The following is a 22,995-nucleotide window of genomic DNA, read 5'->3' on the forward strand; positions in this document are numbered from 1 at the left end:
TGCTAATTATTAAATTTCTCCTCCTATATCCTGCTCAAAACAAAAGTATTTATTGATTATATTAAAATTATTTTTAGTATAATCCAGTTATTCTAAAATTTTAAACAAATTAGAAAAAAAATGTTATACTTTTGATAGAGAAATCCAAAAAGAGAACAAAGGAAAGGCTTTTTATTAATAAAAAAAGCAACCTTTAAAAATTAAACCGTCCCTAAATTAAGACCACCTAAGTGGTAGAAAAAAATTATTAAGAGTATAATGAAAAAGAGTAAATGGTGGTGTAATAGTTTATTTAGTTTCATTTTGTTTTTGTCGTTGTTTACTGTTGGATTTAAAGCTTATTCACAGTCCGGACTTTGTGACCCTATCACCCCGTTTTTTAATGTAAACTTATCTGGAAATCCTTCCGGGACTTTTATATCCTCCCCTGCAGTCCCGAGGGCTGGTCTTTGTTGCACAAATTCAACACCTGACCGTTGTATTGAATTTTCAATTTTACTCGATCCTCAGGCTGTTGCAATTAATTTTTCAATTGTCTCGGGTGCTGTACCTCCTGGAGCAATGTATTATCAAATTGCTTGTGGTCCTCCAACCCCAGTTGGTCAACCCATATGCATTAGTGGCCCTGGACCTCATACGCTTACTTTTTGTAAGCCGGGAAACAATCAAAACACTTATGCAATTACATCAATCGCTGGTCCTGTTTGGGGCAATGATATTGTTATTGGGGATGGCTGCAATAAATCCCTTCATATATCTGGTATGGTTGAATCAACTATTACCTGGAATGACATTACAGGTGGTGGTATATACAATAGCTATTTAAATTGTACTTCTGGCTGTGATTCAACTTTGGTAACCCCCCAAGCTGGTTATCCTGCTTTTGTGGATTATGTAGTATGTGGAATACCTAACGCCCAACCTTGTACCCCTAATATTCCTGTTTGTGATACTGTTAGGGTTAATTTTGTTCCTCCTTTATTTGCTTCCATTTCTCCAAATCCAGCTGCTTTTTGTGAAAATGAACCAGGAATACTTCTTACTGCTTCTGTCTCTGGTGGTGACCTTTCCTACAATTTTTTATGGACAAATTCTTCGGGAAATATTCTGGATAGTGGTTCAACCTATTTTGCAACAACACCTGGAACTTATTTTATTGAAATTCATGATGGGACTTATCCTGGCTGTCCTTCAATAATGGAAAGTGTAACTGTTACTATGAATTTAATACCTGTTGTAATTGCAAATGACAACTTAATCTGTGGTAATAGTGCAGCATTTTTCAATGGAAGTATCTCCAATGGAATACCTGGAGTTTGGACTGGAGGAAATGGGAATTATAGTCCTGGCGCCAATTCGATAAATGGATTTTATTATCCCTCTGCTGCTGAACTTGCAGCAGGTTTTGTAAACCTTACACTTACTTCTCAAGGTCTGGGAGGCTGTCCTGAAGTAAGTGATATTGCTCAAATAACATTTTTACCAGGTATTTTCACTGATATTATTGCACCTTCTGTATTATGTACCGGTAATACCGAAACCCTTTATGCCAATGTTTCAGGAGGTACATCGCCATTTACTTTTTCATGGAATACAGGCGAAACTTCCCAAAGTATTTCAGTAACAACAGGTGGAACATATTCTGTTACCGTGGCTGATTCTTATGGATGTGTGCAAACAGTTTCAGTTACTGTTCCTGAAAATCCTCCTTTAATAGCATCAGCATCTCCAAGCAGTACAATTGCTTGTAATTCTGCTATTTCAGTGAATGCATCCGGAATCGGAGGAACTGGTATTTATTCCTATTTGTGGAATACAGGAGATGTTTCACAAAACATAAACGTTTATACTGGTACCTACATTGTAACAATTACGGATGATGCAGGATGCATGGATAAGGATACTGTTTCAGTTATTGCCACAAATAGTGTTTTAGATGTAACTGTTAGTGGGAATCAACTTGTTTGTTTTGGAGATCAAACTACTCTAATATCTGCTACAACAGGTGCTTTTGGAACACTAATTTACAATTGGAATAACGGCAGTACTACTTCAGGAATTACTGTTAATGGAGGAAATCATTGCTTAACAGTCACTGATGATGCAGGATGTGTTAACACAGATTGTTTTGAAGTAGTGGAAAATCCTGAACTAAATGCAAATATTCCATTATCAGATATAATATGTTTTGGGGCATCCAAAATAATTAATGTAAATGTTTTTGGAGGTACACCTGCTTTTAATTTTTTATGGAGCAATGGTTCTACAAACTCAACAACTAGTGTTCCTTCAGGAACTTATTCAGTTATTGTAACGGATGGAGTGGGCTGTCAACAATTCGATACTACAATTGTTATAGAATCCCCGCTTTTATCAGCCCAAACAAGTGTTTTGAATACTATTAGTTGCTTTAATTGGAATGATGGTTCTGCAACTGTTTTACCCCAAGGGGGATCTGCACCCTATAATTACACCTGGTCACCCTATGGTGGTGTTGCAGCTACAGCAAATAACATGAATGCTGGAACTTATACCATTACCGTTTCTGATCAGGGTGGTTGCATTATTACTCCTAGTGTTACAATAACTGAGCCTCAGCCCTTGATAACCACAATTTCATCCGCCCTACAACCTAGTTGTTTTGGTTCATCAAATGGAGAGGCTACAGTCCAAACAACCGGAGGAACACCTTCATACACATACTCCTGGACCCCTACAAATACAACAGGATCTACAGCAACAGGTGTTTCCGCTGGTACTTATGCCGTTACGGCACAAGACAATAATGGTTGTACTGCCACAGCTGGAATTACACTTACGGAACCAACAGAAATTACGTTTTCGGATATTACAGTTCAAAATGTTACTTGTTTTTTAGGAAGCAATGGATCAGCTTCTGCTCTTGCTTCTGGCGGCACTCCTGGTTATTCATATTCCTGGTCAAATGGTGCAACTGATACCTTTATTTCAGGTTTAACCGCTGGTTTTTATAATGTTACAGCTACTGACCTTAATGGTTGCACTGCTACTTTACCCGTTTATGTCAATCAACCTGGTGAACTTTGGGTTGATAGTATTTCTTTAATTAATGTTTTATGTAATGGTGCAAACACTGGTCAAGCCGCAGTTTGGGCTTCTGGAGGAACAACCCCCTATTCATATTCATGGACTTCAACAGCATCAACAAGTTCTATTTCAACCGGGCTTTTTGCTGGCACCTATTCTGTTACTGTTACAGATATTAATGGATGTTTTACAACAGAAGTTTTTACAATTACAGAACCCTTAGATATTCTTGGGTATACAATTGACCCTACTCATGTTAGTTGCTTTGAAGGTATAAATGGTGAAGCAACACTAAATCCTACAGGTGGAGCTGGGGGATATGAAATTCTATGGTCGAACAATGAAACTACTTTTTCAATCTCAGGACTTTCAGCTGGAGTTTTTACCTTTCAGTTGAGTGATGCCAATGGATGTATTGTAAACGGAAGTGTTGAAATTTTAGAACCTACACAATTAATTACAACCACATCAACAACAAATGTTTTATGTGCTAATGATAATACAGGTACTGTTCTTATTGATGTAAATGGCGGTACCATCCCCTATTCTTTTAACTGGATAAATGCTCCTTATTCTACTAATAACCCAAATGATTTAGCAGCAGGAAATTACGAAGTAATATTAAGCGATATAAATGGATGCCAAGATACTGTCATTTTTACAATAAATGAACCGCTCCCATTACTTGTAGATGTAATAAATGTGGTTAATGTTTTATGTTCAGGAAATTCTGACGGATTAATAGAAATAGAAGCAACAGGAGGAACCCAGCCCTATTCTTATGCATGGACAGGATCAATTTCATCCAATCCTCTTGTAACAGGATTAGCAGGAGGACAATACGCTTATATAGTTTCTGATAATAACGGATGTGAAATTACTGGGAATGTTGCAATTACAGAACCAGCTTTTGCCTTAGCATTCACCATCAACACTACAAATACAAATTGTTTTGGAGAAGAAACCGGTGAAATATCAGTTAATCCTTCAGGAGGAAATGGTGGTTATGAAGTTCTATGGTCAAATAATGAAACCACCTTTACAATTTCAGCATTAACAGCTGGAGTTTATTCTTTTCAATTAAGTGATTTAAATGGATGTATCCTAAACGGAAGTGATGAAGTTAATGAGCCTTCAGCCATAAATACTACCATTACTGCAACAAATGTTTTATGTGCTAATGACAATAACGGATCAATTATCTTAACAGTAAATGGAGGTACTCCAAATTATAATTATAACTGGATTAACAGTACGAATACAACCAATAATGCAAGTAACCTTTCCGGAGGAAGTTATGACGTAATAGTAATTGATCAAAATGGTTGCAAAGATTCCCTCACAATTTTAATTGTTGAACCAACTCCCTTAAATATAAATATAATAGAGGTTAAAAATGTTTCATGCAATGGAAATTCTGACGGATTAATTAATATAGAAGCGATAAATGGCACTGCTCCATATAATTATTCCTGGACACCAAATGGATCTTCTACTTCGCTAATTACAGGACTACAACCTGGACAATATAATTATCTAATAACAGATAATTCCGGATGTACTCTTTCTGGAGGTTTTCCTATAACAGAACCCACTCCAATAACTGTATCTATACCACCAGTGGGTCCAATATGTAAAGGAGATGCTGTAACCCTTGAAGGATTTGCCAATGGAGGTAACGGGGGTTATACTTTTAATTGGGATCAGGGACTAGGACAAGGAAATCCTCATTTTGTTTCACTTCAAAATACAACAACCTACAACCTTATAGTTACTGATGGCATGGGATGTTCTAGCGTTTTAAAAAGTATTACAATTGAGGTTTTTGAAAATCCTATAATCACTTTTATTTCACCATCCTTAATTTGTGCAGGAGACAATGCTACAATAAGCGCTAATGTCAGTTCTGGAGGAGGAAGTTATATTTATACTTGGAATGATCCCACATTCTCTGGACCCGGGCCATTTACTGTTTTTCCTGATTCTACTGTTTCTTATTATTTAAATGTTGTTGATGCTTGTGGTATTCAAGTTAATGATTCTTTAAAGATTACTGTTTATCCTTATCCTATGGTTACATTCTCACCTTTATATGCTGAGGGTTGTGCTCCACTTACTGTTCAATTTGAAGAAAGTGCTGTTACGGAATCTGGTTCTAGTTATTATTGGAGTTTTGGTAACAATACTTTTTCTTCAGCTCAAAAGCCTATCTATACTTATACCTCTTCAGGACAATATACTGTGTCATTAACTGTAATTTCTCCCAATGGTTGCATTAGTTTATCATCCCCAAATGGACTTGTAAATGTTTATCCCGGGCCTAATGCAGATTTCACCATAAATCCTGATGCTATTGGCCTTATTAATCCAGAAATTAATATTACCAATAATTCCATAGGAGCAACCGCCTGGAATTGGGATTTTGACGATGGACAATTTTCAGATGAACAAAATCCAAAACATTCCTATGCTGATACAGGATCGTATACAGTTAATTTGATTGTTTCCAACAATTATGGCTGTACAGATCAAGTAAGCAAAAAAATGAAAGTTATTCCTGAATTTTCATTCTTTATTCCAAACGCATTTACACCAGATGGTGATAATCTTAATGATAGTTTTACTGGTATCGGTATTGGAATTGCAGATTTTGAAATGCATATCTATGACAGATGGGGTGAAAATATTTTTAGTTCATTTGATTATGAAATTCCTTGGGATGGAACAAGGTCTGGTAAAAATCTTGTTCAAATTGATGTTTATATTTACGTTATTAAAGTAAAAGATTTATTTGGAATTTGGCATGATTACACTGGCCATGTTACTGTCGTAAGATAAATTTCAGAAACTTTTAAAGCAAAGCCAATAGCTTTAGAGGTTGTTTTCAATCCCTAAATAACCCCAAAAAATGTCTTGTTTCTTTTTCATTATTCATTTATTAAGACCCTTTCATTACCTGATTTTTTTATTATTATCTTTAATCAATATCATTAAAAAATAGTAAACCTTAAAAACTCCAAAAGTTAAAAATGATTTTCAAAACAAATAAAGAAATGGAGGACTACCTGCTACAAACAGGTAGTGGAATTCTTAACAAAACAGTTGATCTGCCAATTGAATTAGAAAAAATATTAAAAAGTGATTTTACAACAAATAACGATTGCATTATTTTACAAGGAACTCCTAACGTTCATGAAAGAATCAATTTAATTTCAGATGGGGAAAAATGCGCATTGGAATTCCAGGAAAACAGTATACATCCATTGGATTTTATTGAACATCCAAGAAGCGAACTTGAATATTTAACCTTAGCAATTGAATGTGGAAAAAGATTAGCCAATCGTTTAACTAATGAATTTAAAGAAAAGAAATTCAAAATAATAGTTTCTTTCAATGAAACCAAAAAAGAAAATGAAAAAATTATTCAGATAGGTGGCAGTAGCGTAAGTTTTTATCAAATCAGAGACAAATGCAAGAATAAAATATTATTTGAAAACAAGAAGGAATATGTATCTGAGGCTTTACTTGAAATAAACATTTAATATTGATTTTAAATTTGTCCAATTTTAAAAGGTTCAAGTATAAATACTTTACTCTTTGATCAAATTTTTGAAGTAGAGGCTTTATGAAGAAGGTTTAAATTACATTCTTTTTTTGCAGAAGCAATTCCATTTCTTTCTGAATTTTCAAAGCCTCTTCTCTTGCTCTTTCAGCAAAATCTTTTCCTTTAGAGGCATAAATAATGCTTCGGGCTGCATTTACTATTAAGCCACATTCTTTTGTCATTCCAAATTCTGCAACCGAGGTTAAATCCCCTCCTTGTGCTCCTACTCCTGGAATAAGAAGGAAATGATTAGGTATTAATTTTCTAACCTTAGTTAACAAATCAGATCTTGTAGCTCCAATTACATACATTAAGTTTTCCTCGGATCCCCATTTTTGTGAGCGAATTAACACTTTTTCATATACTTTCTGATCATCAATTGATGTTGGAATAAACTGAAAATCCATGGCACCCGGGTTTGAAGTAAGGCCAAGCAATACAGCCCATTTTCCAGGATAATCTAAAAAAGGTTTAACAGAGTCAGCCCCCATATAAGGAGCAACAGTTATAGAATCAAAATCCAATCCAGTTGCACCATTCCCAAAAAATGTATCAGCATACCTTTTGGAAGTATTACCGATATCTCCCCTTTTGGCATCAGCAATGGTGAAAATATCTTTTGGTATTAAATGCATTGTTTTCTCAAGGGCCTGCCATCCTTTAACACCAAGACATTCGTAAAAAGCGATATTTGGCTTATATGCAATACAAAGCTCCTGTGTTGCCAGAATTATTTGCCTGTTAAATTCGAATACGGGATCTTGAAACTCTAATAAATGTTCAGGTATTTGATCAACATCTGTATCTAAACCAACACACAAAAAGGATTTCTTTTTCCTTATCTGTGCTATTATTTCACTTTTATTCATCTTTTAAGCAACTGTAGTTCCTTCTTTTAATTTTTCTGCATTTTCTGCAAACTGTAAAGCATTTACCATTTCCTGAATATCTCCATCCATGAAGCTGGAAAGGCTGTAAACAGTTAAACCAATTCGATGATCGGTTACACGACTTTGAGGATAATTATAAGTTCTGATTTTTTCTGATCGGTCACCTGTTGAAACCATCGTTTTTCTTTTCTTTGATTGCTCCTCTAATCTTTTCTGATACTCTATTTCATAAATTCTTGATCTTAAAACACCTAATGCTTTGTCATAATTCTTAAGCTGTGATTTCTGATCCTGGCATTGAACTACAATACCTGTTGGAATATGAGTAAGCCTTATTGCAGATTTTGTAGTATTTACGGATTGACCACCGGGACCCGAAGAACAAAAAATATCTTTTCTAATGTCTGATTCCCTAACTTCTACATCAAGCTCATCTGCCTCTGGCATTACAATAACAGTAGAGGCTGAAGTATGAACCCTTCCTTGAGTTTCTGTTTGAGGCACTCTTTGAACCCTATGTACACCAGATTCATATTTAAGCTGTCCAAATACATTTTCTCCGCTAACATTAATAATAACCTCCTTAAACCCACCAGCTGTACCTTCTGTGAAATCAACCAGTTCAGCCCTCCATCCTTTCTTTTCAAAATGTTTGGAATACATGCGGTATAAATCTCCTGCAAATATACTGGCCTCATCCCCACCGGAACCAGCCCTGATTTCCATTACAACATTTTTTATATCGTCTGGGTCTTTTGGAACTAAAAGTACTTTTATTTCCTCTTCCAGGCTCTTACGTTTTGATTCTAATTCATTCAGTTCGATCTCTGCCATTTCACGAAAATCAGCCTCCTTTTCATTTAAAAGGATTTCTTTGGTGGCACTAATATTTTCAAGGATAAGTTTATACTTATCATATGAAATAACTATCTCTTCAAGATCTTTGTACTCTTTACTTAATTTTGCGAATTTTCTAAATTCTGAAATTACAGCAGGATCAGAAATTTGTTGGCCTAAATTTAACCAACGGTTTTTAATTGATCCTAATTTTTCAAATATGTCCATTTTAACTATTATAAATAAATTCTCCGTGCGCTGATTGTATAGTGAGTTTTTTTGAAGTGGATACTTCACACCTTCCTACAATTTTAGCATCTATATTAAAACTTTTAGAAATTTCGATTATTGCAGAAGCATTTTTCTCATCTGTATAGATTTCCATCCGATGGCCCATATTGAATACCCTGTACATTTCCTTCCAGCTTGTATTGCTTTGCTGTTGTATTAACTGGAAAAGGGGTGGTATATCAAATAAATTATCCTTGATGATATGAAGATTATCCCCGGTAAAATGCAAAACCTTGGTTTGTGCCCCCCCACTACAATGAACCATTCCATGAATTTCGGAACGCATTAGATCCAGAATTTTCTTTATTACAGGAGCATAAGTTCTGGTTGGGGATAATACAAGTTTTCCAGCATCAATTTCGCCATATCCAGGAACCTGAATTTTGTCAGTCAAATTCATTTTTCCACTGTATATAAGATCTTCAGGAACCAAAGGATCAAAACTCTCAGGATATTTTCCTGCAATTTTTTTATTAAAAACATCATGCCTTGCTGATGTCAGGCCATTACTGCCCATTCCTCCATTATATTCATTTTCATAGGAAGCTTTACCAGAAGATGCTAAACCAATGATAACATCACCAGCCTTAATATTATCATTTGAAATCACATCACTGCGCTTGATTCTGCACATTACAGTTGAATCAACAATAATTGTTCTTACAAGATCTCCAACATCGGCCGTTTCACCACCTGTAGAATATATGCCAATACCTTTTTCACGTAAATCTTCTAAAATTTCCTCTGTCCCATTAATAATGGCCGAAATCACTTCTCCGGGTATCACATTTTTATTTCGCCCAATTGTGGAAGATAGAAGTATATTATTCACAGCTCCAACACAAAGTAAATCATCAAGATTCATTACAATGGCATCTTGAGCAATTCCTTTCCACACAGATAAATCCCCTGTTTCTTTCCAATACAAATAAGCAAGTGAAGATTTTGTGCCAGCTCCATCAGCATGCATAATATTACAATAAGCAGGATCTTCTGAAATAATATCCGGTATTATTTTGCAAAAAGCCCCGGGGAAAATCCCTTTATCAATATTCTTGATTGCATTATGAACATCTTCTTTGGATGCGGAAACTCCTCTTAAATTATACCTGGAATCTAAATTATTCATTTCAACCTAAAATTTTACTTGGAATGATAAAAAAAAAAGCATCCCTAAAAAGGGACGCTTTAGTAAAATAAGGTATAGGAAAATTCACTACACCTTTAAAAAATTATTCCTCGTCCTCTTCAATTTCCTCTTCAACCGCCTCGTCTTTTGTTTCTTTAGGAGTTTCTGAAGTAGTTTTTTCTTCAGGGAATCCACCCACCGGAACATAATCAGATCTGATAACTTTAAATCTTGTTCTTCTGTTCTTTTGGTGAGCTGCTTCCTTTTCTTCATTGGACTTAAGTTTAGCAATTTCAGCATCAGAAATAAGAAGTTGATCCTTTCCGTAACCTTTTGCCAACATTCTGTCTGCTGCAATCCCTTTTGAAACTAAATAAGTAACACATGATTTGGCTCTATTTTCAGAAAGAATCTGATTAGGTTTTTGTCCACCCCTGGAATCCGTATGAGAGTTCAATTCAATAACAATCGTAGGATTATCAATAAGGGTTTGATATAAGAAATCTAATGAGTCATGAGATTCAGGACGAAGGGTAAATTTAGCAAGATCATAAAGTACTTCAGGAAATGCAATTTCCTTTTTCTTGGTGGTTTGCAAAGCAAAATCCTTGATAAAAGTTGTTGACTCTGTAACTCCAACTGTAGTTTCCTTCCCTTTTGCATTTAAATAATCCTTTGCACTTACTGTTAATTCATAAGTAGTATTGGATTTAATGTATCTGTCATTTCCTTTATCTCCAAAAATATAAGTTCCTGAGGCATCTGTAGTAACTTCAGCAGAAGTACCATCGGAGCCTATAAGTTTTATAGTTGCCTGGTTAATAGGCTTTTTAGTTTCAACATCAGTAATTGTTCCCTGAAGAACAAAAATAAGCGGAGGAAGAACAAAAGAGAAAATATCATCACCACCCATTGAACCATCGCGATTTGAAGTAAGAAATCCTCTATCTTTAGTACCTTCAAACACAATTCCATAATCATCTCCTGCAGAATTAATAGGATATTTTAAGTTTTCAACTTTACCCCACTTTTCACCTGTTTTTTCAGCTTTAAAAATATCCAATCCACCCATTCCCATGTGTCCTGTTGAAGAAAAATACAAGGTGCCATTTTCATGGATAAAAGGGAACATTTCATCTTTTTCAGTATTAATTGATGAACCTAAGTTTACAGGAGTAGTCCAAACTTTCGCCTTTTTTTCATAGGTGCTCATCCAAATATCACGACCACCAAATCCGCCTTCCATATGGCTTGCAGTAAAAAACAAAGAATTTCCATCTTTGGTTATGGCTGGGTGACCAACTGTAATGCTATCAGGGCTAAGTTCAAGAAGCGTAATTTCAGTCCATGCGTTTCCTTTTTTTACCGCAGTATAAATTTTACAAGGCATATCCTTGTTTTTTTCAACCCCGCATCGGGTAAAAAACATGGTCCTTCCCTTGCTGTCAACACAAGCAGCACCTTCATTAGCTACGGAATTTACCTCACCTCCAATTGGGGCAGGTGTACTCCATTTTCCATTTTTATCTCTTTTTGTTTCATAAATATCTGAAAAACTCTCACCTAAAGTTACATCAATTGTTTTACCTGCTGAACCTTCTCTTGTAGAAGTAAAAATCAGTGTATTGTTTTTTTTGTCGGCATAAGTAGGTGAAAATTCATATTGCTTGGAATTTAACTGGGTTTCCGGCAAAACAACATATCTTGTGGGTTCGTCAATCCATTTTTGGGCCATTTCAGATGAAACAACTCCATCTTCCCCCCTTTTATCTGAAGGATTAAGAGCTTTGTAATTATTGAATTCAACTATTGCCTGAGGATAATTTCCCATTGCTTTATAAACTTCAGCAAGCCTAAGGACTGCTATTGGGTCTGGAAATTTTGCCTTAATTGCCTTTTGATACCACTTTTCAGCTTGTTTTGGATCAACCGTGTTAAAATAACATTCTCCAAGCTGGAAAAGGATTTCAGCTTTTACAGCTTTATTCTTCTCTTTAGAATATGCTTTTTTATACAATTCAATGGCTTCGAAAAATTTCGCCTCTGAATAGGAATTGTCAGCATCCTTTACAAAACTCTTTTGCGCTGACGCTGCACCACAAAAGAATGCTACAATAAATAAGCAAAGTATAATTCTAATAATTTTCATATAGTAATCAAATTTAGTTTTTTGAAGAATAGCACCAAAAATAAATAAATAATTTAATTATATCAAAGCTTTAGGCAAAAATAAACAAACTCCCACCTTTAAACAGAAACGGTGGGAGTTTATTATTAGATGCTATTTAAATTTATCTTGTAAAAAGTAACTCTCTGTACTTAGGTAATGGCCACATTTCATCATCCACCATTAATTCAAGTTTATCAACATGATACCTAATTTCCTCAAAATAATTTTTCACCGAATCACTATATGCGACTGCCTTTTCACGTGAATCAATCATTTTATTGACTTTCTTCCGTGATTCAACCATCTCTTCTTTTTTACTTATTATAATAGCCATGCGTTCTGAAATTTCAGTAACCATCCTTAATAAAATCAAAGAATGCTTTTTATAATCAGCAGGAGGAAGTACCTCTTTAAGTCCTTTTAAGTTTTCAAGCAACACATTTTGATATTTAATAATTGTTGGCACTATATGGTTTTGAGCTAAATCACCCAAAATACGAGATTCAATTTGAATTTTTTTCGTGTAAAGTTCAAGATAAATATCATGCCTGGCATATTGTTCAACTTTAGAATAAATTTTAAGGTTCTCAAATAAACTAATTGTTTTCGCTGAAACAAACGCATCAAAGGCCACAGGAGCAGATTTTATATTTGAAAGTCCTCTTTGGGCAGCTTCCTTAACCCATTCTTCACTATAACCGTTACCTTCAAATAAAATATTCTTTGAAGAAACTATATAACTTCTTAAAATTTGTAGAATAGCCTCATCCTTACCTATGCCTTTTTCAATTAGTTCATCAACCTGGCCTTTAAATTTAATTAATTGATCAGCCACAATTGCATTTATAACAATCATAGCAGTAGCACAGTTTGCAGATGAACCAACTGCCCTGAATTCAAATTTATTTCCTGTAAATGCGAAAGGGGAAGTCCGGTTTCTATCCGTATTATCAAGTAAAATATCTGGAATTTTACCTATAATATTTAATTTAAGATCAGTTTTTTCATCTGCCGACATTTTTCCTTTCTTTACTTTAACCTCAAGCTCTTTAAGAACTGATGTTAATTGAGAACCAATAAAAATTGACATGATTGAAGGAGGGGCCTCATGAGCACCGAGTCTATGTTCATTTCCAGCTGAAGCAATACAAGCTCTTAATAGGTCTGAATTTTCATAAACTGCCTTAATAGTATTAATGAAAAAAGTTAAAAATTGCAGATTGGTCTTAGGAGTTTTGCCAGGACTTAATAAATTTTTCCCGGTGTTTGTTGCTAATGACCAGTTATTATGTTTACCAGAACCATTAACCCGTGCATAGGGTTTTTCATGAAGTAATACTCTGAAATTATGATTCATTGCAATCTTTTCCATAAGATCCATCAGTAACTGATTGTGATCAACAGCTAGATTTGCTTCTTCAAAAACAGGAGCGCATTCAAATTGGTTTGGTGCAACCTCATTGTGCCTTGTTTTAATAGGAACACCTAATTTATAACATTCAATTTCAAAATCTCTCATAAATGCTGTTACACGGGCAGGAATTGAACCGAAATAATGGTCTTCTAATTCCTGACCTTTTGCAGGACTATGACCAAAAACAGTTCTTCCTGTCATCATCAAATCTGGCCTGGAATTGAAAAAGGCCGTATCTATAAGAAAATATTCCTGCTCCCAACCCAGTGTTGAAATGACTTTGGTTACATTTTTATCAAAATACTGGCAAACATCTACTGCTGCTTTATCAACAGCACTTAAGGTTTTCAATAATGGAGTTTTATAATCAAGTGCTTCTCCCGTATAGGAAACAAAAACAGAGGGAATACATAGCATTTTCCCAATAACAAAAGCTGGAGAAGAGGGATCCCATGCAGTATATCCTCTTGCTTCAAAAGTATTCCGAATACCACCGGATGGAAAACTCGATGCATCTGGTTCTTGTTGGACAAGTTGAGTTCCTTCAAATTTCTCAATTGCCGATCCTTCATGAGGTTCAAAAAAGGCATCGTGTTTTTCGGCAGTCGAACCTGTGAGGGGTTGAAACCAATGGGTATAATGTGTTGCACCTTTTTTGGAAGCCCATGCTTTCATTGAAGAGGCAACCTGATCAGCAATTTTCCTGTCAATGTTTGTTCCTTTATCAATTGCGCTGTTTACACTTTCAAAAGCCTCTTTAGAAAGGTATTCGCGCATAGATTCTTTGCCAAATACATTGGAAGCAAAAAAATCAGAAATTCTATCTGATGGAATATCTACCTGTTTTGGTGTTCTTGAAAGCACCTCTTCCAGCGCTTTAAATCTAAATGATGCCATGATTTATAAGTTTTATGCAAAAATAACGCAAAACCTTTAAAATATTTACACCTTTTTATGTTTTTTTTTCAACACCCCCCTTTTTTTACTAACTATTTAAAAAAAAGTTAATAAAATAAAAAAAACAATGTAAAATTAAGGGGGTGTGTAGTCAAAATGTTCGATTATTTAAAATATACTTTCATTTTAAAATAAGTGCAAGGGAAAATAATGTATCAGGTTTTAATGCAATGGGAGGGGTATACTAATAAAGGATTCAATCCTTTTTTAAAAAAAATCAAACACCTTAATTTATGACAATGAAAATATAAACCAGGTAAAATGAAACTAATACCAGTCCTTTTAACCTTCCTATTTTTCTTCCAAAATACATTAAAGGGAAAATCAACAATGAAATTCCAAGCATCCAATAAATATCAAAATTAGCCATTTCAATACTAATTGGAATTTCTTTTACCATTGCTGTAATTCCTAAAATGCCAAGTAGATTAAATATATTGGAACCAATTAGATTTCCAATAGAAATATCTGTTTGTTTCTTTAATGCCGCAATACCAGAGGTTACCAGTTCAGGAACACTTGTTCCGAATGCAACTACTGTAATTGCTATTATTCTTTCGCTTATACCGAAATTTTCTGCTATACCCACCGCTCCGTTTAAAAACCATTCAGCTCCAAGAATTAAGCCCAGGACACCTAAAAGTATAAATAGTAAGCTTTTCCAAATTGGAGTTGTAACCTCCGGAATTAATTCAGGTTCATCGTTTTTCGGGATTTTTTTGTGCTCCTTCCGTGATTTATATATTATCCAGAAATTGAACAAAATTAAAAACAGAAACAGGAATAAACCTTCATAAAATCCAATAAGATTATTAAGTAAGAATAGATAAAAAATCATACTGGAAACCATCATCATAGGCCAGTCTATTTTTAAGGAATCCTTATTTATTAAAATTGGAAAAATAATGGTGGTAACACCTAGAATTAATGAGATATTGGCAATATTCGAACCAATAACATTTCCAATTGAAATATCAGGATGCCCTTGAATAGCCGCTTTAATACTGACAAGTAATTCAGGGGCTGATGTGCCAAATGAAACAATGGTCATACCAATGACAAGGACAGAAACATTGAATTTTAAAGCAATGGCAACTGCACCTTTAACTAAAATTTCACCGCCCGAAATAAGTATAGCAAGTCCAACTATCAGTAAAAGATATTCCATTTATTAAAAAAAATAAAATACCATTATGAATTCAGGCATGGGAAAACTTACTAAGGCTTGTTAATATCAGTTTCATTTTTGATAACCTTTGCGCTCTCTTGAATTTCTCTTTGAATATCGCTTGTGGCGTCCTTAAATTCTCTGATTCCCTTTCCAAGTCCACGAGCAAGTTCTGGAATTTTCTTTGATCCGAAAAAAAGAAGGATAACTAAAAGAACAATAAATATTTCTCCACCACCTAAATTAAAAAATAATAACATAGCCTTTGAATTTAATGCAAAGGTATAAAAAAAGCCCTTTCAATTAAAATGAAAAGGCTTTTTCTTTAAATTAAATATGGTTTATTTTAATTCTTCAGGTTTCTTGCTAAAGTCAATTACAATTGGAGTTGCAATGCAAATAGAGGAATAAGTTCCTACAACAATTCCAATCAATAATGCAAAAGAGAATCCTCTGATCACTTCACCTCCAAAAATAAATATAGCAATCAAAACGATAAAAATTGTAAACGAAGTATTAAATGTACGACTCAATGTACTGTTTAATGCTTCATTTATCAAGGTATCCATTTCTCTTTTTCTTGAGGTAGAAAGGTATTCCCTTATACGGTCAAATACAACCACTGTATCATTTATGGAGTAACCAATTACCGTAAGTATAGCTGCGATAAACGCCTGGTCAATTTCCAAGGAAAAAGGCAGTATTCCATAAAATAATGAGAAACAAGCAAGAACAATTAGCACGTCATGAAAAATAGCTACAAGCGCACCTAATCCAAATTGCCATTTTTTAAACCTCAAAATAATATAAAGGAAAATAACAAGAAAAGAAAATAAAATAGCCCAAACTGCAGCTGCTTTAATATCATTCGCAACTGTAGGACCTACTTTTTGAGAACTCATTATTTCAAAATTGCCATCACCAAATTGAGAAAGTCCTTCTATAAGTTTATTCTCAACAATCTGTTCAGCATCTTCTTCCTGGGAATCAATCAAATATTTAGTAGTAATTTTTACTTGTTGAGCTCCACCAAAAGTTTTCACTTCAGGAGCCTCATCAAAAGCAGTAGTAAGTGCACTCCGTAAATCAATTGTTCTTACATCCTGATCAAACCTTACTACATAGGATCTTCCTCCAACAAAATCAACACCCATATTTAATCCCCTGGCTGCAAAAGAAATAATTCCTCCAGTAATAATAATTCCTGAAATCAAATAATAGATTTTTCTTTTACTAACAAAATCAAAGTTTGAATTTTTGAAAGCATTTTCAGTGAATTTAGTGAAAAACTTAACGCTTTTGTTTTTATCCAACCTGTAAAGAAAAATTAATCTTGTAAGGAAAATTGCAGCAAAAAGGGAAGTTAAAATACCAATGATAAGCACTGTAGCAAAGCCCCTGATTGGTCCAGTACCAAATGTATAAAGAATAATACCGGTTAACAAAGAGGTTACGTTTGCATCAATAATTGAAGAATATGCTTTTTGATAACCATCCTCAATTGCCAGCCTAAGGCCTTTTCCTGTGGAAAGTTCCTCTCGTATTCTTTCAAATATAAGTACGTTGGCATCAACTGACATACCAATAACCAATACAATACCTGCAATACCAGGAAGTGTTAAAACAGCACCTAAAGAGGCAAGTACACCAAAAATAAAGAAGAGGTTGGCAAGAAGGGCAAAATTCGCAGCTAAACCAGCCTGATTGTAATAAAATACCATGTAAACTAAAACAAGTAAAAGTGCAATAACAAAGGAAATCAAACCTGCCCTTATTGACTCTTCTCCTAAAGATGGGCCAACTACAGCCTCTTCAACAATCCTTGCTGGAGCAGGAAGTTTACCTGCTTTAAGAACATTGGCAAGATCTTTTGCCTCGGTAATAGAAAAATTACCAGTAATGGAAGACTGGCCACCAGAAATTTCTCCTTGTACTGTAGGGAAAGAATAAACAAAATCATCTAAAACAATTGCAATGCTTTTACCAATGTTATTGCTTGTGAGTTCTCTCCATTTCCTTGCTCCTGCAGCGTTCATAGTCATGCTAATTTCTGGAGTAGCACCAAACTGGCCGAAAGTTTGTCTTGCATCGGTAATTACATCCCCTTCCATAGCTGCTTTTCCATCTGGAGAAGCAGGGTTAATTGCTATGAGTTGCAATGCTTTTCCTTCTTTATCAAAGGCCTTAACAGTCCAAAGAAATTCGGTTCTTGAAGGAAAAACTGCTCTTACTTTCTTGTGATTTAGGTATTCATTTACTTTTGCAGTATCTCTAATTAAGGCATAACCAACTACAGGTCCTTGTTCTGCCCCTGAAGGGTTTAGTAAAGCAAAAAGAGGATATTCTTTGGCAAGTTCCTGAAGATTTTTTTCAGCCGCTAAAGTATCACTAACACTTGTAGTATCCTCAAGCTCTAATTTTTCAAGAAGGGTTGGTTTTTCTTTTTCTGTCTGGACCAATTCTTCCTGAGGTGCAACTTGTTCAGCAGAGGCTTGAATTTCATCCACTACAATAGCTGTGGAATCAATTCCTGCTTCTTTTTTTAATTCTTTTACTACCTCATTTGCTGCCTCAAGAAGGGGATAAATATTTTTATTTTCATGAGTTTCGAAGAACTCAAGTTTTGCAGTACCTTGTAATAACTTTCTTACACGTTCTTTTTCCTTTACACCAGGTAATTCAACTAAAATCCTGCCTGAATTTCCAAGTTTTTGAATGTTTGGTTGTGCAACACCAAATTTATCAATACGGTTTCTTAAAACATTGAATGATATTTCAAAAGCATCTTCTGCCTCGGATCGTAAAAAAATTAATACTTCCTCATTGGTTGATTCGTATGGTTTTATCTTCTCAGAAAGTTCCCTTGTTCCAAAAATAGTTGGAGAAGAAAGTTTTGCATCAGGAGCAATTTCATTAAAAGCCCTTCCAAATAACGTAACAAAATCCTCTTGTGAGGTTTTTTGAAGTTCAACTGCTCTTGCAATAGATGCATTGAAAGCTGGATCAATACTTTTATTTGCCAGCTCTTTTATTAACTCAACAACAGAAACCTCAAGAGTAACATTCATCCCACCTTGAAGATCAAGGCCCAGATTAATTTCCCTGTCTTTAACCTCACGGTAAGTGTAATTTCTAACTAAAAGATTATATACCGGCTCACTTGCTATAGAATCAAGATATCGTCTTTCGGCTTCGGGGTCACCTGCTGCTACTTCTTTGGCGTTCTTCTCAACGCGATTAGCGATAAATGTAAATGATAACTGATATAAACAAACCAGCGCAAATACTATAGCGAACAATCTTATCGCACCTTTACTTTGCATAAAATATAATATTATTTTTTTAAATGAAAAAATTAAGGCTGCAAATATAGAATAACAATTATTATTTCACAATGTAAAAATGATCCTTGAGGAAATATTGTGTCAATAAAGTTGAAACAGGTATATAATTATCGAAATCTCAACTACAAAAGAAATGGTGTATGAAATTCGTTTGTGCTTTTGGTCATTTTTAATAAATCCTGATATCAATAATCCATTATTGCTATATTTGTGCTATCTGCAATAAACTATTTTATGAAAAAATGCATTTTACCTTTTCTCCTATCCATCATTCTGCTTATTAATAGAGAAAAAGTATTTTCTCAACCTTATTTAATCAGAAATGATTCAATTCCTGTTAAAATCAATTCTGATTTTATCAAAAACCCTTGGACAGGCGGTCACAACTTTTGCCAGTTCTCGGAAATAGATTTAAACGGGGATGGAATAAAAGATTTATTTGTATTTGATCGTTCTGGAAATAAAATCACTACCTATATTAATAAAGGAATTCCAGGAGTTATTGATTATACCAATGCCCCGGAATATGCCGGTAAATTTCCTGGTTTAAAAAACTGGGTTCTTTTAAGGGATTACAATTGTGATGGAAAGGAAGATATTTTTACTCACACCAATGCTGGAATTGCGGTTTACAGGAATGATTCAGATATAAATGAAATAAAATTCACCCTGGTAAAAGATTTAATTCTTTCAAAATACTATCCCTCAGATGTTATGTCCTATAATTTATATGTAAGCTCAGTTGATATTCCTTCCGTTATGGATTTTGATGGGGATGGGGATATGGATATCTTAACTTTTAGTAGTTTTGGAAGTTCTGTTGAATTGCATTTGAACAATTCAGTACAAACCTTTGGTAATTGCGATAGTTTACAATATGAGGTTGTGGAACGTTGCTGGGGAAAATTTACCGAGGGTATGAATTTTGACTATACCCTTAATCAATCCTGTAAAAGAAGTAGCGAAAACAACGGAAGTGGAGGACTCAGGCATGCTGGCTCTACTCTGCTATCACTTGACTTAACAGGAAATGGTGCTCTGGATCTTGTAATTGGTGATATTGGATTCTCCAATATGGCTTATTTGTTAAACGCAGGCACTTCAACTAATGGACAAATTTCAGAGGCATATCTTAATTTCCCCAGCAGTTCATCACCCGTTAATTTAACATTATTTCCAGCAGCTTTCTATGTTGATGTTGATAATGATGGAATAAATGATTTACTAATAAGCGCCAATGCAGAAAATGCTTCTGAAAATTTCAAAAGTATATGGTATTATAAAAATCAAAACAGAAATGATTCTGCTGATTTTAAATTTGTTCAGGATGATTTTCTGCAAAATTCTATGATAGATGTTGGTGAAGGAGCTTATCCTGTATTATCGGATTATAACATGGATGGAAAAACGGATTTATTTGTTGGCAATTACGGTTATTATACCGGTTCTGGAAACTATTCTTCCAGTATTTCGCTATTTAAAAATACAGGTACAGTATCAGTTCCAGCTTTTGAACTTGTAACACGTGATTATGCAAATATTTCATCCTTTGGATTACGGAATGTTTACCCTGCTTTCGGAGATTTGGATGGTGATGGAGATTTAGATATGCTTATTGGTGAAGATAATGGTCAACTTTTTTATTTTGAAAACATTGCAAGTATTGGTAGTTTACCTTCCTACACATTAAATTCCCCTAATTACTTTGGAATAGATGTGGGCCAATCCTCAACCCCACAACTTTTTGATGTGAATGGAGATGGCCTGGTTGATTTATTAATAGGGGAAAGAAATGGTTCTTTAAATTACATCCAAAATACGGGAAGCATTAATGCTCCTGTATTCAATTCAACTAATATGGTTCAGTATTTTGGAGGTGTTGATGTAAGAATAAGTTCTAATATAACCGGTTATAGTATTCCTTTCATTTTTAAAGAAAACAATACATTAAAATTGATTGTAGGGTCAGAAAGCGGAAGGCTTTTTTATTACAATAACATAGAACAAAATCTAAACGGAAGCTTTAACCTTGTTAGTGATTTTTATGCAGGATTAAAAGAAGGTTCAAGAACATCCCCAGCAGGTTTTGATTTAAATAACAATGGTGAACATGATCTTTTTATAGGCAATTATGCAGGTGGATTAAGCTATTTTGAAAATGCATTAACGTCATTAAAAACAGAATTAAATCAAGAAATTGAATTTAAAATTTTCCCCAATCCTGCATCATCCCATATAAAAGTAGAACTAATTGTAGAAGGTACAAAAAAGCCTGCTGAATTAATAATTTACAATTATTTAGGGGAATTACTTTCAAAGGAAAAAGTAATAAATTCTGGAACAATCATAGTTAATACTGCCTTTTTAGCTGATGGCATCTATTTTATAATGGTTAAAAACGAGGACAAACAGGCAATTGAAAAATTTATTATCAAAAGGAATTAGCTTTTAGTGTTAACATAAGTTCTTTTTTGTTAAAATCAACAACTCCTTTAAATTGCATTAATAAATCACTTCCTAAAACTCCTGCTATTTTTGGCAATCCAAGACATTCGTAGGATTCATTCACATGTGAGAGGTCAATTAAAACAGCATCATAACTTAAAAGTTCTATTTCACCTATAGCTATTTTACTAATAATAGCCTTATGGCTAATCATTGAATTAGTACCTAAACCTGTGGTTAATTTATCATGCATTGTTATTTGAATGTCATTGATGTAATCATTAATTGAATGAGAATCAAAAACTGTTTTTGAAGCTCCTGTATCTACAAGCAATATTGCGGGAATAGAATTTATTTCAATATGTATGTGAGGATGAAAACCCTCATCCTCTATTGCTACAATAATTAGTGGGATTTTTATTTTCATTTGTGATAAAAATAATAAAAAAAGGCATCCAATTACGGATGCCTCTGTAAAAAGAACATATTTTGTAAATTAAGCTACTGCATTCATATTATCTAAAACATCCATTACTTGTTTAACTGCAAGAGCTGAATCAGCTAACAATGCTTTTTCCTGTTCGTTTAATTCAAGTTCTATTATTTGCTCAATTCCTTTTTTACCTAATTTAACCGGAACACCTAAATAGATATTCGACAATCCATATTCTCCATTAAGCAGCGCACATACAGGAAAAATCCTTTTTTGATCTCTTACTATTGCTTCAACCATTTGTGCTGCAGCTGCTCCTGGAGCATACCATGCTGAAGTTCCCATTAAATTAACAAGTTCTCCACCACCTTTTTTGGTTCTTTCTACAATGGCACTGAGTTTTGTTTCATCTATCAACTCAGTAACTGGTATTCCAGCAACAGTTGTATATCTTGGAAGAGGTACCATAGTATCTCCATGCCCTCCCATTAATACAGCCTGAATGTCCTTTGGTGAAACATTTAAAGCCTCAGCAAGAAATGCTCTATAACGAGCCGTATCAAGTATTCCTGCCATTCCAAAAACTTTACTTGAATCAACTTTTGCAGATAAAAATGCGCAATAAGTCATAACATCAAGTGGGTTGGAAACCACAATTATAATTGCATCAGGAGAATATTTAATAATATTTTCTGTAACCATTTTTACAATCCCTGCATTTGTAGCAATTAGATCATCACGACTCATTCCCGGTTTTCTTGGCAAACCAGATGTAATTACCACAACTTCTGAACCTGATGTTCTGGAATAATCATTTGTAACTCCAATAACTCTTGTATCATATAAGTTTATTGGAGATGTTTGCCATATATCAAGAGACTTACCTTCAGCAAGTCCTTCTTTTATGTCCAAAAGAATAACTTCATTGGCTAATTCTTTATGTGCTATAACATTTGCACAAGTGGCTCCAACATTTCCTGCTCCTACTACTGTAATTTTCATGTTATTTATATTAAAGTGTTAATTTATTTTTTATGGCTGCTAAATTAGAAAAGATAAAATTAATTATTAAATTTATTTTCAAATAAACCTGATGAATTCGATTAAACAATGATAATTAATCAATAGCGTCCTAAACGCTAATTAGAAAATAAAAAAATAAGAGAAAGAATTTTGTATATCAAAGTTACCTTTGAGTTGCACAACAAAAAAACTTTCTCTCATGACAAATATAACTTTGTTTTCTC

General features: G+C 34.2%; 13 protein-coding genes. 3 read left to right on the forward strand and 10 right to left on the reverse strand.

What is annotated here, in order from left to right; genetic code table 11:
* Nucleotides 1-258 precede the first annotated feature (258 nt).
* Both H0V01_11630 and H0V01_11635 read left to right on the forward strand, forming a co-directional pair.
* Nucleotides 259-5,904, forward strand: a complete 5,646-nt coding sequence (locus tag H0V01_11630) for a gliding motility-associated C-terminal domain-containing protein (protein MBA2584022.1) — start codon at nucleotides 259-261, stop codon at nucleotides 5,902-5,904.
* Between the two features lie 191 nt (nucleotides 5,905-6,095).
* Complete coding sequence (locus H0V01_11635; GenBank protein MBA2584023.1) at nucleotides 6,096-6,608, forward strand: hypothetical protein; 513 nt, start codon at nucleotides 6,096-6,098, stop codon at nucleotides 6,606-6,608.
* Nucleotides 6,609-6,702: 94 nt separating this feature from the next.
* Here H0V01_11635 and pyrF read toward each other — a convergent pair whose 3' ends face one another.
* From pyrF to secDF, 8 genes are all read right to left on the reverse strand, one after another.
* On the reverse strand, nucleotides 6,703-7,539 hold the full coding sequence (pyrF, locus tag H0V01_11640; protein MBA2584024.1) for an orotidine-5'-phosphate decarboxylase: 837 nt from the start codon (nucleotides 7,537-7,539) through the stop codon (nucleotides 6,703-6,705).
* A gap of 3 nt (nucleotides 7,540-7,542) precedes the next feature.
* Entirely contained in the window at nucleotides 7,543-8,619 is a 1,077-nt protein-coding gene (gene prfA / locus H0V01_11645; protein ID MBA2584025.1) for a peptide chain release factor 1, read from the reverse strand.
* A gap of 7 nt (nucleotides 8,620-8,626) precedes the next feature.
* Nucleotides 8,627-9,817 (reverse strand): phosphoribosylformylglycinamidine cyclo-ligase, encoded by a 1,191-nt coding sequence (locus H0V01_11650; protein MBA2584026.1) that lies wholly within the window; start codon nucleotides 9,815-9,817, stop codon nucleotides 8,627-8,629.
* A 103-nt stretch (nucleotides 9,818-9,920) separates the two neighbouring features.
* Nucleotides 9,921-11,966: an OmpA family protein gene (locus H0V01_11655; protein ID MBA2584027.1), complete on the reverse strand. Its 2,046-nt coding sequence runs from the start codon at nucleotides 11,964-11,966 to the stop codon at nucleotides 9,921-9,923.
* Between the two features lie 142 nt (nucleotides 11,967-12,108).
* Nucleotides 12,109-14,298: a glutamine synthetase III gene (locus H0V01_11660; protein MBA2584028.1), complete on the reverse strand. Its 2,190-nt coding sequence runs from the start codon at nucleotides 14,296-14,298 to the stop codon at nucleotides 12,109-12,111.
* Nucleotides 14,299-14,584: 286 nt separating this feature from the next.
* Nucleotides 14,585-15,526 (reverse strand): calcium/sodium antiporter, encoded by a 942-nt coding sequence (locus H0V01_11665; protein MBA2584029.1) that lies wholly within the window; start codon nucleotides 15,524-15,526, stop codon nucleotides 14,585-14,587.
* Between the two features lie 50 nt (nucleotides 15,527-15,576).
* Nucleotides 15,577-15,786: a twin-arginine translocase TatA/TatE family subunit gene (locus H0V01_11670; GenBank protein ID MBA2584030.1), complete on the reverse strand. Its 210-nt coding sequence runs from the start codon at nucleotides 15,784-15,786 to the stop codon at nucleotides 15,577-15,579.
* An 81-nt stretch (nucleotides 15,787-15,867) separates the two neighbouring features.
* Nucleotides 15,868-18,849: a protein translocase subunit SecDF gene (secDF, locus tag H0V01_11675; GenBank protein ID MBA2584031.1), complete on the reverse strand. Its 2,982-nt coding sequence runs from the start codon at nucleotides 18,847-18,849 to the stop codon at nucleotides 15,868-15,870.
* Between the two features lie 255 nt (nucleotides 18,850-19,104).
* On the opposite strand from secDF, the gene H0V01_11680 reads away from it, so the two are divergent.
* Entirely contained in the window at nucleotides 19,105-21,315 is a 2,211-nt protein-coding gene (locus H0V01_11680) for a T9SS type A sorting domain-containing protein (GenBank protein ID MBA2584032.1), read from the forward strand.
* Here the strand turns inward: H0V01_11680 and H0V01_11685 are convergent.
* Both H0V01_11685 and mdh read right to left on the reverse strand, forming a co-directional pair.
* Complete coding sequence (locus H0V01_11685) at nucleotides 21,302-21,742, reverse strand: aspartyl protease family protein (protein MBA2584033.1); 441 nt, start codon at nucleotides 21,740-21,742, stop codon at nucleotides 21,302-21,304. The two genes, H0V01_11680 and H0V01_11685, sit on opposite strands and share 14 nt — an antisense overlap.
* Before the next feature lie 69 nt (nucleotides 21,743-21,811).
* Nucleotides 21,812-22,750 (reverse strand): malate dehydrogenase, encoded by a 939-nt coding sequence (gene mdh / locus H0V01_11690; protein ID MBA2584034.1) that lies wholly within the window; start codon nucleotides 22,748-22,750, stop codon nucleotides 21,812-21,814.
* Nucleotides 22,751-22,995: the final 245 nt, after the last annotated feature.

It is taken from the genome of Bacteroidota bacterium, assembly GCA_013696965.1.
Classification (GTDB): domain Bacteria; phylum Bacteroidota; class Bacteroidia; order JACCXN01; family JACCXN01; genus JACCXN01.

What these genes read in the sequence shown, in the direction of transcription:
- H0V01_11630 (MBA2584022.1), top strand. Translation starts at nt 259, where the DNA reads ATGAAAAAGAGTAAATGGTGGTGTAATAGTTTATTTAGTTTCATTTTG.
- mdh (MBA2584034.1), bottom strand. Translation starts at nt 22,750, where the DNA reads ATGAAAATTACAGTAGTAGGAGCAGGAAATGTTGGAGCCACTTGTGCA.
- H0V01_11635 (MBA2584023.1), top strand. Translation starts at nt 6,096, where the DNA reads ATGATTTTCAAAACAAATAAAGAAATGGAGGACTACCTGCTACAAACA.
- H0V01_11670 (MBA2584030.1), bottom strand. Translation starts at nt 15,786, where the DNA reads ATGTTATTATTTTTTAATTTAGGTGGTGGAGAAATATTTATTGTTCTT.
- H0V01_11650 (MBA2584026.1), bottom strand. Translation starts at nt 9,817, where the DNA reads ATGAATAATTTAGATTCCAGGTATAATTTAAGAGGAGTTTCCGCATCC.
- pyrF (MBA2584024.1), bottom strand. Translation starts at nt 7,539, where the DNA reads ATGAATAAAAGTGAAATAATAGCACAGATAAGGAAAAAGAAATCCTTT.
- secDF (MBA2584031.1), bottom strand. Translation starts at nt 18,849, where the DNA reads ATGCAAAGTAAAGGTGCGATAAGATTGTTCGCTATAGTATTTGCGCTG.
- H0V01_11680 (MBA2584032.1), top strand. Translation starts at nt 19,105, where the DNA reads ATGAAAAAATGCATTTTACCTTTTCTCCTATCCATCATTCTGCTTATT.
- H0V01_11655 (MBA2584027.1), bottom strand. Translation starts at nt 11,966, where the DNA reads ATGAAAATTATTAGAATTATACTTTGCTTATTTATTGTAGCATTCTTT.
- H0V01_11665 (MBA2584029.1), bottom strand. Translation starts at nt 15,526, where the DNA reads ATGGAATATCTTTTACTGATAGTTGGACTTGCTATACTTATTTCGGGC.
- H0V01_11685 (MBA2584033.1), bottom strand. Translation starts at nt 21,742, where the DNA reads ATGAAAATAAAAATCCCACTAATTATTGTAGCAATAGAGGATGAGGGT.
- H0V01_11660 (MBA2584028.1), bottom strand. Translation starts at nt 14,298, where the DNA reads ATGGCATCATTTAGATTTAAAGCGCTGGAAGAGGTGCTTTCAAGAACA.